Here is a 13612-nt window from a genome sequence, read left to right on the forward strand (position 1 = left end):
AACCGCAGGAATGAAGGGAGTCGCAAGCATACACTAGCGCGTTGTCCCCGCTCTCCAAGGCGGCATGGCATGCCGATGGCGCACCGCGGCAAGCGCGCGGCAAGCTCGGTATACTGGCGGCCCCGCCTTACCTGATGTGTCTCCCATGCCGGTTCCTGTACCGCAAACGATCGACGTCAACGGTTATCCGATGGCGTACGTCGAGACCCCTGCCCCCGCCGACGCCAGTGGCGCACCGCTCTTGCTGGTTCACGGTTCGCTTTGCGATTGCCGTTACTTCAAGCCGAACATGGCGCCGTTGGGGCAGCGGCGGCGGGTCATCTCGGTGAGTCTGCGTCACTACTGGCCCGAAGCATGGGGTGGCCATGACGGCACGTTCTCGGGGGAGCAGCACGCCGAGGACCTGGCCGCATTCGTCACGGCGTTGGGCGTCGGCCCGGTCCATATGCTCGGCCATTCGCGCGGCGGCTATGTCGCGTTGCGCACGGCGCTGCTCGCGCCCGACACCGTACGCTCGCTGATACTGGCCGACCCGGGCGTGGAAATCAGCGGCGGCCCGGCGCAGACGCCGCTCGATCGCGAGCGGGGCAGCTTCCGCGAACAGGCGCTTGCCGCCATCGAGTCCGGCGATATCGACGGCGGACTGGCGATCTTTATCGACACCGTGAGCGGCCCGGATACGTGGCGGCGCATGGTGCCGTGGTTCAAGCAGATGGTGCGCGACAACGCTCACACCCTGATCGGTCAGGTGGCCGAGCCGCGTACGCCGTTGCCGATCGACGCCCTCGGCGCGTTGCATGCGCCGGTGCTTCTGATGGGCGGCGCGCAAAGTCCCGCACCCTATCCCGACGTGCTGAACGCGCTCGCGTGCGCCATGCCGGAAGCCCGTCGCATGGTGATCCAGGACGCATCGCACGGCATGAATCTGGCCAATCCGATTGCGTTTCACCGCGCGGTGGACGCCTTCCTCGGGAACGACTGAACCCGAGGAGTGACGCCGGCGCGCGGGCCGGCGTCGCCCGGCGCCGGACACGCGCGCGTTGCGCGGACGTCGCGTCCCGCGATCAAGCGCCCCGTTCTCATTCGTCGCGCAACACGCCGTGGCCCAGACGCAAGCTCAGCGTGCGGACCAGATCGGCCATCCACGCCTGATCGCGGTCCGACAATTTCTGCATTGCCCGGTTGAGCGAGGGATACGGATCGCAGGGCACCGCCACCCCCGCGTCAGCCACCATGCCACTCGACGAATCGAACGCCAGCAACTCATGCGGTGGCAGTCCCAACGTGTCGGCGAGAATGCAGATGTTGCGCAGCGAGATATTGCGCTTGCCTCGCTCGACACCGCTCAGGTATGAGCGCGCCAGACCGCTTTCCAGGGCAAGCTTGTCTTGCGCCCAGTTGTACTTCTTGCGCAAACCGGCCAGGTGTCGGCCGAATCTGAATAAATTGGTGTCCATAAGAATGTTTTCCTTGTTAGGGACAAGAAGATTGAAACAAAAAACCGGCATTGGGGACGGTGCCTCGGGTATCCCCCGTTTGCGAGGCACGAACTACCGAGTCCGCAACGCGGATTTTTTGCGGACTTTCGGAGAAGGCACAAGGAGTGCATGCTTTCAGACGGTAGTGGTGGCGCCAGTTTGCGTACCGCTCTGCAGGCATTTCGATACGCTTTGTCGCACTCCCGTGAACCGGAGCCGCGCAGTGTGACACCGGACATGCCGGCGCAAGCCATCACGCGATTCTGAAAGTTTCCGCCTTGGGATGTCACTCGATGTTGACGGGGCGGACCGGACGTTGTGTCGAGCGGCGCGAATGGTCGGCAGTCATCGGCCGGCTGTCATGCTTGATAGGCTTGGCGTGCATGAAATAGGCACGGCGCGCTGATACGTCCATTGCGGGGATGTAAGACGCTCGACGAAGCGAGCGTTTTTACGGAAGGCCAGGTCACGCTTACAAGACGAACGCTCGCGCAACGTCCCCGCGATGCTGGGGGGACTTTGCGCAATGTCCTAAGAATCAATTGCCTCGCTTTCGCTCACTCGTCATCGCCGGTGGGGAAACGCCGCGAGTCATCGCGTGCGATGGCGTCGGATCTGGCGGCATTGGCCGACGTGACGGATGTGTCGTGGCGTTCGGATGGGGTGCGCCCGGGGTCACAGATGCGCGCGACGGGATGGGCGGCGTCGGTGCCGGTGCCGTCGGCAATGCGGTAGCCAGCTTCCCTCGGCGCGGCGAGTTGAAGATGGGCAGGAAAGCCTGCGGAGAACGCTGGGGCGGTGGGCGTCCGTCTAGCGGCGTTGGGGAGAGCCGCGGGCGGGGCGTCGGCGTCATCGAGGTCGTCGAAATCGTCGAGATCCTCGGTATCGTCGATGCCGTCGCGCACTTCGTGCCGATTGCGCCTATCTCGCGCATCGCCACAGGCACCGCCGTGTGCGACAGACAAGGGGCCGCATCGGTCTGCGTAAGCGTCGGTCGCCGACGGCGGCGCCGCCTGACTCAGGCGGGAGCTGAGGCTTCGAATGATCTCGGCGAGCCAGACCTGATCGCGGTTTTCGAGGCGACACAGCGAACGGCTGATCTGCGGCAATGGCGTGCGATCGGGTAGCGCTGCGGTGTCAGCGGCACCGGCCGCCTGCGCAAAGCGCAGCATTTCGGACGTTGGCACGCCGAGCGTATCGGCCAGTACGCAGATATTGACCAGGGCGACGTTGCGTCGACCGCGCTCGATGCCGCTGACGTACGAGCGAGCCAGACCGCTCTCGAGCGCCAGTTTCTCCTGCGACCAGCCGCGCGCCTTGCGCAAGCAGGCCAGATGGTCTCCGAACAGCGCGAGTGGATTCGTTTGCATGGCGGAACTCCGTTGACGAGTCACACAGCGTAATCAATCCCCCCGCGTCTTGCGACGTTATATCGCTCTCCTCCCCATGCGTTACAGGCGGGCCTCTATACAGAGTCGGCGACCTCTATAGCGCAAAACTTATCGGACGCTTCCCAATTCATGGGGCCGCGCCATCCCACGAGACGGTGTCAGCCGATGGGGCGACACGCTGACATGGAACGGCGCCAGTGCATCGGATGGTGCTGGCCGTGGCGTAGGCCGATGATGTCGATCAGCGCAGGCAGAAGCGGGCTAGCGCGCCGCGCAGGACGGCGGGCAGCGCGGCGGCGAAACCGAACGGGCGCGACAGCGTGGCCAGGCCCTCGCCATTGAGCACGCGAGCGCCCTCCAGGTGAGTGGCCAGCCGGCAGAAATCTTCTCGATTCATACCGACGCGCTCGCAGGCGATATCGAGCTGTTTCAAATCGTTCGGATGCAGCTCAAGGGTGACGGTAATGCGCTCTGAGGCGGTGTTCATGTCTGCCAATTTTCTCTGGTTCAAAACATTGGGCATGCCGCGCGGGTGAAGCGCATGCCGAAGCGCCCACGCAATAACGCGAGCGAGCGTGATCCGACGGCGCGCGATGGAGGGCGTCGGGGGCTAATGCAATGCGTGGGCAATACGAGGCTGTGGGCGCGAAATTGGCCGCCCGAGCCGTGGGCGGCGGTACGGCGCTAACGCGTGAGAGCGATGCCTCGTAACGGCGGGGAGGGATGACTCTCTATCCGGCCAGGACATCGGTGCCGGAATACAGCATGAGTACTGCGGACTACGGACTACGATTTCAAGTACGACGACAACTCGGTGCGACTCGTTGAACGGCGACTGACCGCTTCGGTTCCGGCAGCGTCGGCCCCAGCGGTGGCTGGCCAACGTCAAATTACGCGGCGTCCTTCAAGCGAATGCGCGAGCAAGGGGTACGACGATGACTACGGCGATATCGCAGGACACGTGAGACGTGGGTCGCCGCTGCGGTGCGTGCCGCAGCGCGTTGCAGTTGCATGACACGTGCCACCGTCGCCGTGACGGCGAGCGTCGCGACCCCTAGCCAAATGACGAAAATCACAAACCCTCTCCCTATGCGGCGACAGCGCGGCGTAACAACAGACGTAAGCAATGACTGTGTCCAATGACGACCGGCCCGAGTGGCAGCAGCGCGAGAGACATCGGCACGAGAGACATCGGCCCGCGTCGACCGCAAGGCGAAATTCAGAAAGCGGGGACGCCAGTCGTCGCAAGTCGGTTGCTACCGCAACAAACTTCAACAGGAGCGAATTCTAAATAGATTCCCGGATAGGGTAAATACTAATTAAGCAAATTGTGTATTTTTTAAGACAGAGGAATCGGAATCGTCCAAACGATCGTTTGAATTCCAGGTGCTTAAATTCATTGGAAAAATCGGCCCGAACCCGCGGGCTTCCACGTGTTCGGGCCGATCAGGACGAAGGGGGTCAGAAGCTGTGCTTCAGGCCCATGCCGACCAGCAATTGCGTTCGTGCGCCGGCGTTGAAGCCGTACGAACCGACGGACGCGGTGGCTTCCACCGTTTGACCGCTATCCAGGGTCTTGCCGATGGCCTGTTGATAGCCACCGATGACGTAGGTCGACGTGCGCTTGGACAGCGCATAGGTGACGCCGGCATTGAACTGGTTGTAGTGAGCGCCGAGGTTGCGCGCACCGCGCATTCGCGTGTAGCTATAGCCGATGCCCGTGTTGATCGCGGGCGTCAGGGCATACGTGGCGAAGGCGTTCACGGTGTCGAATGTCGCCGTGCCGGTGAATTCCGACAGACCATCGCTCGCGTACTGGGCATTCGAATACGACAGCCCAAGGATCGCCGGGCCAACGGCGTACTTGCCGGCCACGCGCGCGATGCGTACCTTGCTCGCCGTACGGAAGCCACTGTTGATCGTCGAGTTGAACAGCGAGCCCGCGCTGCTGGTCCACTCGCGATAGCCGTAGGCCGCCCGCGTGTTGCCACCGTCCGCGAAGAAAAAACCGGCGCCGAGCGCGAGCGGACCGTTGTTGTAGGCACCGGCGACGCCGTACGATCGGCCGGCCCCGGTTTCTCCGGCCACGTTGCCCGATGCGTACATGCCTTCGAACTGCAGGCCGCCGAAGTTCGGCGTGGCGTAGCGGATCGAGTTGTTGATGCGTGCGCCGTTGTCGTAGTTGTCGACGTCGCCCGGCGTGGCAAAGAACCCACCGAAGTAACCGTCTGCGGTCATGCCCTGCACGAGATTGACGACCGGGTCGTACTGACGGCCGATGGTCACTTCGCCCCATTCGGTGCTCGTCAGGCCGACGATGGATTTGCGGCCGAACGCCCGGCCGCCGTTACCCATCTCGCCGTTGACCGCATTGAAGCCGCTTTCGATCTGGAACATCGCCGACAGTCCGCGGCCCAGCGGCTCGGTGCCACGCAGGCCCCAGCGGCTGCCGGAGATGATGTTGCTCGCGATCATCGATCGCGATTGCGGGCCGTTGACGCCGTCAGTGTGATTGGCGTGGACGAAGCCGGAATCGATCGTGCCGTAGAGGGTGACGTTGCTTTGCGCATTGGCGCTGGCAGGCAAAGTCAGGAGGGTGAGCGTGGCGGCGAGCGCAATGGCGCGCGGGCCGATGAACGAGTGAGGACGTTGAGTCATGGTGTCGAGCGCTTAACCGCGCATGGTGGAAATCGACACCGAGAATATTTCCGAACAGCCATTCGGATTCCTTATGAAAATTCCGAATGCACTGAAATCCCCATGGCAGCGACCCCCTGTCGGGGGCGCTGCCGAAGTTTCTAGGAAGTGTCCTCAAATTTCATCGCGCGCTACCGCAGTAAGCGGTAGCGCGAAAAGCACCGTCCTGCGCGCGTCAATGTGGACCCGCGCCAGCGTGCGCTGCGGCGTGATGCCGGAGCACCGCGCCAGGACGATCGCTATCGCTTGAACGCCAGCAACTGGGCGCCTTCCGGCACCTGGTCGCCGACGGCGAACAGCACCTCTTCGATTTCACCGTCCGCGGGTGCGCTGATGGTGTGCTCCATCTTCATCGCTTCCATCACGAGCAGCGGCGCGCCCTTCTCGACCTTCGTACCGGCTGGCGCGAGCACGGCAATGACCTTGCCCGGCATCGGCGCCGTCAGCCGCCCCTCGCCCCCTTCCTGCGCCCCGGCCTGTGCCAGCGGATCGTGCCAGCGCAACGTCCAGGACTGACCGTCGGCGAAGACGTGCGCGGCGTCGTGTTCGAAGTCGACATGCCCTTGAACGCGGCGATCGCCGAGCGTCACGCGATACACCCCGGTGTCGTGGGCGTAGCGATACGGATACGTCTGCCCGTCCACGGTGAGCGTGCTCGCCTGCGGTCCGCTCGTGAGGAGAACCGACAGCCGCGTCTCGCCGTGATCGAAGGCGAGGGTGCGCTGGTAGTCGCCGTTCAGGCGCCAGCCGGTGGCGAGCTGCCAGGGCGAGTGGTGATCGATGCTGTCCTGATACTTGCGGCGGCCGATCACGGTTTCGCGGGCCAGCTGCGCCGCGACGGCCAGTGCCAGCGTGGTCGCCGGTACCGGGGCGGCGGCCGGGAACAGCGTGTCGCGATGGCGCTCGATCAGTCCGGTGTCGAGATCGGCTGCGGCGAACGGCTCGCTGGCGACCAGGCGTCCGAGGAACGCGATGTTCGTCTGCACGCCCACCACGCGGTACTGGCCCAGTGCGCGGCGCATGCGGGCGAGCGCCTCGTCGCGGTCGCGGCCCCACACGATCAGTTTGGCGATCATCGGATCGTAGAAGGGCGAGATGGTGTCTCCCTCGCGCACGCCCGAGTCGATGCGCACCGCGGCCGGCGCGTCGGCGCTGCCGATCTCGAACTGGACCGCTGCGGGCGGACGCAACGTGCAGAGCGTGCCCGTCGATGGCAGGAAGTTGTTATCCGGATTCTCGGCGTAGATACGGGCCTCGAGCGCATGCCCGTGAATGCGCAACGCGTCCTGCTTGCGCGGCAACGGTTCGCCCGCCGCCACGCGCAATTGCCATTCCACCAGATCGAGCCCGGTGATCATCTCCGTGACCGGATGCTCGACCTGCAGGCGCGTGTTCATCTCCATGAAGTAGAACGAGCCGTCCTGATTGGCGATGAACTCGACCGTGCCCGCGCCGACATAGCCCACGGCCCGCGCGGCATTACAGGCGGCTTCGCCCATGGCGCGACGACGCTCGTCGGTCATGCCCGGGGCGGGGGCTTCTTCCAGGACCTTCTGGTGACGGCGCTGCACCGAGCAGTCGCGCTCGAACAGATAGACGCAGTTGCCGTGCGTGTCGGCAAATACCTGAATCTCGATATGGCGCGGACGCGTCAGATACTTTTCGACCAACACGCGCTCGTCGCCGAAGCTGCTGGCGGCTTCGCGCTGGCAGGACGTGAGCGCGGCGCGAAACGCCGAACTGCGCTCAACCACGCGCATGCCCTTGCCGCCGCCGCCCGCGCTGGCCTTGAGCAGCACGGGGTAGCCGATCTCGTCGGCGCGCTCGTGCAGGAACGCGGCGTCTTGATTGTCGCCGTGGTAGCCCGGCACCAGCGGCACTGCGGCGCCTTCCATCAGGGTTTTCGCGGCGCTCTTGCTGCCCATCGCGTGAATGGCGCCGACCGGCGGGCCAATGAAGACGATGCCGGCCTCGTGACACGCGGCGGCGAAGGCTTCGTTCTCGGACAGGAAGCCGTAGCCCGGGTGGATGGCCTGGGCGCCGGTGGCCTTGGCGGCGTTGATGATGGCATCGATGCGCAGATAGCTCTCGCGCGCGGCGGCGCCACCCACGTGCACCGCTTCGTCGCACACGGCGACATGCTTGGCGTGCGCGTCGGCGTCGGAATAGACGGCCACCGTGCGGATGCCCAGCCGTGCGGCCGTGGCGGCCACGCGGCAGGCGATTTCGCCGCGGTTGGCGATGAGGATCTTGTCGAACATGCTGCCTCCGGAAAATGATCGATTGGGGCGGCGCCTGCGCATCGCACTTCGCTTGTGACGAAGGGCCACTGCACTCGCGCCGTTCTCGTTGCTATCCAACTTCGCCGCGTCGGCGGATCGTCTTTTTGCGATCTCGTCGCCGTCGTGGCGGCTTAACCTGTCAACACATCCTTCAACGCCAGCCCTTCGCCGTGCCGATAACGCTCAGTGCGTGGCGCAGGCCGTCAGGCCATCGCACTCGCCTGCGGGCTCGGCGGCGCCGAGCTTTTCCTCGGTCGACGTGTGCATGCCGAGACGCGCGAGCAACGCGCGGTCGTGTTCGGCCTGCGGGTTTTGGGTGACGAGCAGTTTCTCGCCGTAGAACATCGAATTCGCGCCGGCGAGGAAGCACAACGATTGCAGGGCGTCGTCCATCATCTCGCGCCCGGCCGACAGCCGCACCATCGCGCGCGGCATTGTGATACGCGCCACGGCGATCATGCGCACGAAGTCGAACGGATCGACGGCGTCGTTGTTCTCCAGCGGCGTGCCTTCGACCTTCATCAGGTTGTTGATGGGCACCGATTCGGGATACGGCGACAGGTTGGCGAGCTGTGCGATCAGGCCGGCGCGCTCGCGGCTTGTCTCGCCCAGGCCGACGATGCCGCCGCAGCACACCTTCAGTCCCGCGTCGCGCACGCGGGCCAGCGTGTCCAGGCGATCCTGATAGGTGCGCGTGGTGATGATCTGCCCATAGAACTCGGGCGACGTGTCGAGGTTGTGGTTGTAGTAGTCGAGGCCGGCGTCGCGCAATTGCTGCGCTTGCCCGTCACGCAGCATGCCGAGCGTGACGCATGTCTCCAGGCCCAGCGCCTTGACGCTGCGCACCATCTCGCCCACCGCGTCGACCTGGTGCGGCTTCGGGCTACGCCAGGCGGCGCCCATGCAGAAGCGGGTCGCTCCTGCATCTTTCGCGCGTTGCGCCGCGGCGACCACTTCCTCCACCGGCATGAGCTTCTCGGCTTCCACGCCGGTGTCGTAGCGCGCCGATTGCGGGCAATAGGCGCAGTCCTCCGGGCACCCGCCGGTCTTGATCGAGAGCAGCGTCGAGAGCTGCACGGCATTGGCGTCGAAGTGTTCGCGATGCACTTGCTGTGCGCGGAAGATCAGGTCATTGAACGGCAGTGCAAAGAGCGCCTCGATGTCGGCGACGCTCCAGGGCGTGTCGTTGCGGCGCAGGGCTTCGTCGTGGCCGTGAGCGGCGGTGTGGGCGTGAACTTGCATGATGTGATTCCTTGAATTCGGTGAGTTCGTTGATGTCGCGCGATAGGGCAGTGGCGCGCTCAGGGCCGCGTCATGTCGACGAGCGGCCCGATGTCGAGATAGCCGGAGGCGGTCGCCGCATCGGGGTGCGCCAGATGCGGCACGCGCCCGAGCAGCGGCGCGGGCAAGCGCGCGGCAAGGGTGTCGATGTTTGCCGCCACGTGACGCATCTCCGGATCGACGTGATTGGCGACCCAGCCCGCGAGCGTGAGCCCGCGGGCGGTGATGGCTTCGGCGGTGAGCAGGGCGTGGTTGATGCAGCCGAGCCGCAAACCGACGACCAGGATCACCGGCAGGCCGAGCTGGCGCGCGAGGTCGGCGGTATCCGGCGCGTTGGCATCGGCGCCGAGCGGCACACGAAAGCCGCCCACGCCCTCGACGATCACCAGATCGGCCCGCGCGGCGACACGCGCATAGCCCGCGCGGATCACGCTGCAATCGAGCGCGATGCCTTCAGCGGCGGCGGCGATATGGGGCGCCGTGGCGTCCTTGAGCACATAGGGGCAGTACCAGTCGTCGGGCAGCTTCAGGTTGCTCGCCTGGTGCAACTGCTCGACGTCGTCGTTGACGAAGCGCCCGTTGTGCTCCGAGGCGCCCGCCGCGACCGACTTGAGCCCCGCGCACACCAGCCCGCGCCGAGACGCGGCATGCAGCAGCGCAGACGACACGAGCGTCTTGCCGATTTCCGTGTCGGTGCCGGTGACGAAGAACGCATGGCGCGCTGACGTGGCCCGGGCGGCGGGCGTATCGATAGATATATCGAGGGGAGCGACGAGACGCGGATCAGCCATGCGCGTGCTCCGTCCAGTCTCGATCCAACTGGTTGATGGCGGTGGCGAGCCGGTCGACGTCGTCGGCCGTGTGCGTTGCGCAGAGCGTCAGGCGCAGTCGCGACGTGCCGGGTGCCACGGTCGGCGGGCGGATGGCGGGCACCCACAGTCCCGCTTCGGCCAGCCCAGCCTGCGCATGCAGTGCCGCGGCATTCTCGCCGAGGATGATCGGCTGCACGCCCGTGGGCGAGACCCTGTGCCGCCAATGCCGCAGCGTGAGCGAGTCGCGCAGTTGGGCGATGCGCGCTTGCAGCGCGGCGCGGCGCTCGCGGCCTTCGTCGCCGGCGATCAGCGCCAGGCTCGTGAGCAGTGCGTGGGCCTGCGACGGCGCGGCGGCCGTGGTGAAGATATACGGCCGCGCACGATTGACGAGCCATTCGATGACACGCTCGTTGGCGGCGACGAATGCGCCGCCGACACCGGCGGCCTTGCCGAGCGTGCCGATGATGACAAGGTTCGGCGAGCGCAGATCGAAATGCTCGAACACGCCCCGGCCCGTCTCGCCGACGACGCCGAAGCCATGCGCATCGTCCACCACCAGCCACGCGTTGTGTCGTTCGGCCAGTGCGAGCAGTTGTGGCAGCGGCGCGATATCGCCGTCCATCGAGAACACGCCGTCGGTGACGATCAGCTTCGTCTCGGCGGTGCTGGCGTCGAGCAGCGCGGCCAGGGCGTCGACGTCGCCGTGCGGGTAGACGTGCGTGCGCGCCCGGGACAGACGTGCGCCATCGATCAGCGAGGCGTGATTGAGCGCTTCGGAGAAGATCTCGGCGTCCTTGTTGGCGAGCGCGGAGAGGGTCGCCAGGTTGGCCATGTAACCGGTACAGAAGTACAGCGCGCGGCCGTCGACGAGATGGGGCGACATGAAGTCGGCGAGCGCGTCTTCGAGTTCCGCGTGGGCCTGCGAATGACCGCTGATGAGGTGCGATGCGCCGCTGCCTGCGCCGTAGCGCCGCGCGCCCTCGATGAGCGCCTCGACAATCTTCGGATGCGCTGCCAGACCGAGATAGTCGTTGCTGGCGAATGCGAGCACGTCGCGGCCGTCGGCGCGCACATGGGGCTGGCAGGGCGTGGACACCACGCGGCGGCGGCGTCGCAGATGCGCGCGGTCGATGTCGGCCAGGCCGGCGTCGAGCCGGGCGAACAGGGGATGGGTTGTCATGCGGGCACCTCCGTGCCGTGCGTCGTCGTGGCGTCGAAGGCCGCAAGCGTTTGCGCCGCGAGCCAGTCGATGGTGTCGTCGTCGAGCACGTACGGCGGCATCAGGTAGACCGTGGCCCCGATGGGGCGCAGCAGCACACCGCGCGCCCGGGCTTCGGCGTAAAAGCGTTTCGCGAAGGCGCTGGCGGCGCCGGGGGTGTCCGGCAACACTGCATCGAACGCCCAGATCATGCCGCGATGACGCAAGTGCCTGGCCCGCGGATCGTCGGCCAACGGCGCGAGTGCCTGGGTGAGGCGTTGTGCGCGAAGTATGTTGCTGGCGAGCACGTCGTCGTCGGCAAAGATGTCGAGCGTGGCGAGCGCGGCGCGGCACGCCAGCGGATTGCCGGTGTACGAGTGCGAGTGCAGGAAGCCGCGTGCGGTCTCGTCGTCGTAGAAGGCGTTGTAGATCGCGTCGCGCGAGAGCACCAGCGACAGGGGCAGATAGCCGCCGCTGATGCCCTTGGACAGGGTGAGCAGATCGGGCCAGATGCCGGCCTGCTCGCTCGCGAAGAAGGTGCCGGTGCGTCCGCACCCAACGGCGATTTCGTCGGCGATCAGATGCGCGCCGTGCTGGTCGCACAGCGCGCGCACGCGGCGCAGATACTCGGGATCGTGCATCGCCATCCCGGCCGCGCATTGCACCAGCGGTTCGACGATGACGGCGGCGATGCGTCCCTCGCGCTGCGTGAGCAACGTCTCGAGGTCTGCCGCGGCGCGACGCGCGACGTCGGCTGGCGTCTCCCCGTCGCGGGCGTCGCGCGCATCGGGCGAGGCCACCACGTGGGCGTGGCGCAGCAGCGGGTCGTAGGCATCGCGGAAGAGTGCAACGTCGGTCACGGCGAGCGCACCGAGCGTCTCACCGTGATAGCCGTGGCGCACGCAGACGAATTCGCGCTTGTCGCTGTGGCCCTGATTGCGCCACGCGTGAAAGCTCATCTTCAGGGCGATCTCGACGGCCGACGCGCCATCGGACGCGAAGAACGCATGGCCGAGCACGCCGCCGGTCAGCGCCGACAGACGCTCGGCCAGGGCAACGACCGGTTCGTGGGTGAAGCCTGCGAGCATCGCGTGTTCGAGGCGGCCAAGCTGATCGACGAGTGCCGCGTTGATGCGCGGATTCGCGTGGCCGAACAGATTGACCCACCATGAGCTGATGGCGTCGAGGTAACGCTCGCCGTCGGTATCGACGAGCCAGGGACCTTCGCCGTGGGACAACGCGACGAGCGGTAGCTGTGCCTGTTGCTTCATCTGCGTGCAGGGGTGCCAGACCTGTCGCAGACTGCGCGCGGCGAGATCGCCGGGACCGGCGGGGGGGCGCGAAGAGGCGTCCATCGGTGACTCCTTGGTTGGCCGCGACGGACGACGCTCACAAGCCAATGTGTGCCGTCCGTTCGGCTGGCCGGTGACGGGCATTGCGCAGGGCGCTGCCGCACGGGGCCGGAGGTGGGGGGATGGACGCATGGTAGGCAAAGCGTTTTAGTAGGGCAATAGGCGGAATTGGTGCGAAAAATCGCTGTTTTGTGTGCCGTAGCGTGACGTTATCGATAAATTCGCAAAACCCGCCGATAACGTTGCGGCATCTCCGCCGTCACCCCTCCCCCAAAAAATTTGTAACCGATGATGTGGCCTGACGCACGTGCGTCGCTCAGGACGCTTCGCGCCATGCTGGCGCGCGCTTCTCGAGGAACGAGCGCACCCCTTCGCGGCCTTCGTCGGACGCGCGGATCTTTGCGATGCGGTCCGCCGTGTCGGCGATGGCGCCGTCGTCGATCTCTCGACTCGCGAAGTCCTGCACGAGCCGTTTGCACTCTTTTACTGCGTTCGGGCTGTTGTCGACGAGCGCCTTGGCCAGTGCCTGCACGGTGCTGTCGAGCGCCTCGGCGCTCACGACTTCGTGCACGAGACCGTGACGGTGGGCGGTCGCGGCGGTGAAGCGCTCCGCCGTGAGGAAATAGCGGCGCGAAGCCGACTCGCCGAGGGCGCGAATGACGTAGGGGCCGATCGTTGCCGGCATCAGGCCCAGCTTTGCCTCCGACAGGCAGAAGTGCGCGGTGTCGACCGCCACGACCATGTCGGCCACGGCGGCAAGACCCACGCCGCCCGCATACGTGTCGCCCTGCACGCGGGCGATCACCGGCTTCGGGCAGCGATAGATCGTGCTCAGCATGACGGCCAGCGTCATCGCGTCGGCGCGGTTCTCGGCGTCCGAGTAGCCGGCCATCTTCTGCATCCAGTTCAGATCGGCGCCCGCGCAGAAGGCGACGCCTTCTGCGGCGAGCACGATGGCGCGCACGTCGTCGTTCGTGGCGAGCGCGCGAAACGCGCCCGTCAGTTCCTCGATGACCGTTTCGTTGAACGCGTTGCGGACGTCCGGACGATTGAGCGTGACGGTGGCGACGTGGGCGTCGACGCTGACTTTTAACGTGACGAGATTCATGACGTGGAATTCC

At 65.9% G+C, this 13612-nt stretch carries 11 protein-coding genes; 1 reads left to right on the plus strand and 10 read right to left on the minus strand.

Annotated features, from left to right (window positions below):
* Positions 1-145 precede the first annotated feature (145 nt).
* Positions 146-982 (plus strand): alpha/beta fold hydrolase, encoded by an 837-nt coding sequence (locus PCE31106_RS01805; RefSeq protein ID WP_017233236.1) that lies wholly within the window; start codon positions 146-148, stop codon positions 980-982.
* Positions 983-1079: 97 nt separating this feature from the next.
* Here the strand turns inward: PCE31106_RS01805 and PCE31106_RS01810 are convergent, their stop codons facing one another.
* The 10 genes from PCE31106_RS01810 to PCE31106_RS01855 all read right to left on the minus strand — a co-directional run bounded on the left by PCE31106_RS01810 (position 1080) and on the right by PCE31106_RS01855 (position 13599).
* Positions 1080-1457, minus strand: a complete 378-nt coding sequence (locus PCE31106_RS01810; RefSeq protein WP_150562198.1) for a helix-turn-helix domain-containing protein — start codon at positions 1455-1457, stop codon at positions 1080-1082.
* A gap of 578 nt (positions 1458-2035) precedes the next feature.
* Complete coding sequence (locus PCE31106_RS24210) at positions 2036-2848, minus strand: helix-turn-helix domain-containing protein (RefSeq protein ID WP_254440882.1); 813 nt, start codon at positions 2846-2848, stop codon at positions 2036-2038.
* Positions 2849-3110: 262 nt separating this feature from the next.
* Positions 3111-3356 (minus strand): hypothetical protein, encoded by a 246-nt coding sequence (locus PCE31106_RS01820; RefSeq protein ID WP_150562199.1) that lies wholly within the window; start codon positions 3354-3356, stop codon positions 3111-3113.
* Positions 3357-4330: 974 nt separating this feature from the next.
* Positions 4331-5527: a porin gene (locus tag PCE31106_RS01825; protein WP_150562200.1), complete on the minus strand. Its 1197-nt coding sequence runs from the start codon at positions 5525-5527 to the stop codon at positions 4331-4333.
* 278 nt (positions 5528-5805) lie between these two features.
* Positions 5806-7827 (minus strand): acetyl/propionyl/methylcrotonyl-CoA carboxylase subunit alpha, encoded by a 2022-nt coding sequence (locus PCE31106_RS01830; RefSeq protein ID WP_150562201.1) that lies wholly within the window; start codon positions 7825-7827, stop codon positions 5806-5808.
* A gap of 204 nt (positions 7828-8031) precedes the next feature.
* The gene (gene bioB / locus PCE31106_RS01835) at positions 8032-9090 is read right to left on the minus strand and encodes a biotin synthase BioB (protein ID WP_150562202.1); all 1059 of its coding nucleotides are present in this window, start codon (positions 9088-9090) and stop codon (positions 8032-8034) included.
* A 59-nt stretch (positions 9091-9149) separates the two neighbouring features.
* Positions 9150-9920 carry a dethiobiotin synthase gene (bioD, locus tag PCE31106_RS01840; protein ID WP_174974917.1) on the minus strand — a complete coding sequence of 257 codons (771 nt, stop codon included), beginning with the start codon at positions 9918-9920 and terminating at the stop codon, positions 9150-9152.
* On the minus strand, positions 9913-11121 hold the full coding sequence (bioF, locus tag PCE31106_RS01845) for an 8-amino-7-oxononanoate synthase (protein ID WP_150562203.1): 1209 nt from the start codon (positions 11119-11121) through the stop codon (positions 9913-9915). The genes bioD and bioF overlap by 8 nt, the downstream gene beginning before the upstream one ends.
* Positions 11118-12494, minus strand: a complete 1377-nt coding sequence (bioA, locus tag PCE31106_RS01850) for an adenosylmethionine--8-amino-7-oxononanoate transaminase (protein ID WP_017231713.1) — start codon at positions 12492-12494, stop codon at positions 11118-11120. Before bioA ends, bioF begins: the two co-directional genes overlap by 4 nt.
* Before the next feature lie 313 nt (positions 12495-12807).
* Positions 12808-13599: an enoyl-CoA hydratase/isomerase family protein gene (locus PCE31106_RS01855; protein WP_150562204.1), complete on the minus strand. Its 792-nt coding sequence runs from the start codon at positions 13597-13599 to the stop codon at positions 12808-12810.
* Positions 13600-13612 lie beyond the last annotated feature (13 nt).

Origin of the sequence: Pandoraea cepalis (assembly GCF_902459665.1) — a bacterium.
GTDB classification, from domain to species: Bacteria; Pseudomonadota; Gammaproteobacteria; order Burkholderiales; family Burkholderiaceae; genus Pandoraea; species Pandoraea cepalis.

What these genes read in the sequence shown, in the direction of transcription:
- PCE31106_RS01820 (WP_150562199.1), bottom strand. Translation starts at nt 3,356, where the DNA reads ATGAACACCGCCTCAGAGCGCATTACCGTCACCCTTGAGCTGCATCCG.
- bioD (WP_174974917.1), bottom strand. Translation starts at nt 9,920, where the DNA reads ATGGCTGATCCGCGTCTCGTCGCTCCCCTCGATATATCTATCGATACG.
- bioF (WP_150562203.1), bottom strand. Translation starts at nt 11,121, where the DNA reads ATGACAACCCATCCCCTGTTCGCCCGGCTCGACGCCGGCCTGGCCGAC.
- PCE31106_RS24210 (WP_254440882.1), bottom strand. Translation starts at nt 2,848, where the DNA reads ATGCAAACGAATCCACTCGCGCTGTTCGGAGACCATCTGGCCTGCTTG.
- PCE31106_RS01825 (WP_150562200.1), bottom strand. Translation starts at nt 5,527, where the DNA reads ATGACTCAACGTCCTCACTCGTTCATCGGCCCGCGCGCCATTGCGCTC.
- bioB (WP_150562202.1), bottom strand. Translation starts at nt 9,090, where the DNA reads ATGCAAGTTCACGCCCACACCGCCGCTCACGGCCACGACGAAGCCCTG.
- bioA (WP_017231713.1), bottom strand. Translation starts at nt 12,494, where the DNA reads ATGGACGCCTCTTCGCGCCCCCCCGCCGGTCCCGGCGATCTCGCCGCG.
- PCE31106_RS01855 (WP_150562204.1), bottom strand. Translation starts at nt 13,599, where the DNA reads ATGAATCTCGTCACGTTAAAAGTCAGCGTCGACGCCCACGTCGCCACC.
- PCE31106_RS01830 (WP_150562201.1), bottom strand. Translation starts at nt 7,827, where the DNA reads ATGTTCGACAAGATCCTCATCGCCAACCGCGGCGAAATCGCCTGCCGC.
- PCE31106_RS01810 (WP_150562198.1), bottom strand. Translation starts at nt 1,457, where the DNA reads ATGGACACCAATTTATTCAGATTCGGCCGACACCTGGCCGGTTTGCGC.
- PCE31106_RS01805 (WP_017233236.1), top strand. Translation starts at nt 146, where the DNA reads ATGCCGGTTCCTGTACCGCAAACGATCGACGTCAACGGTTATCCGATG.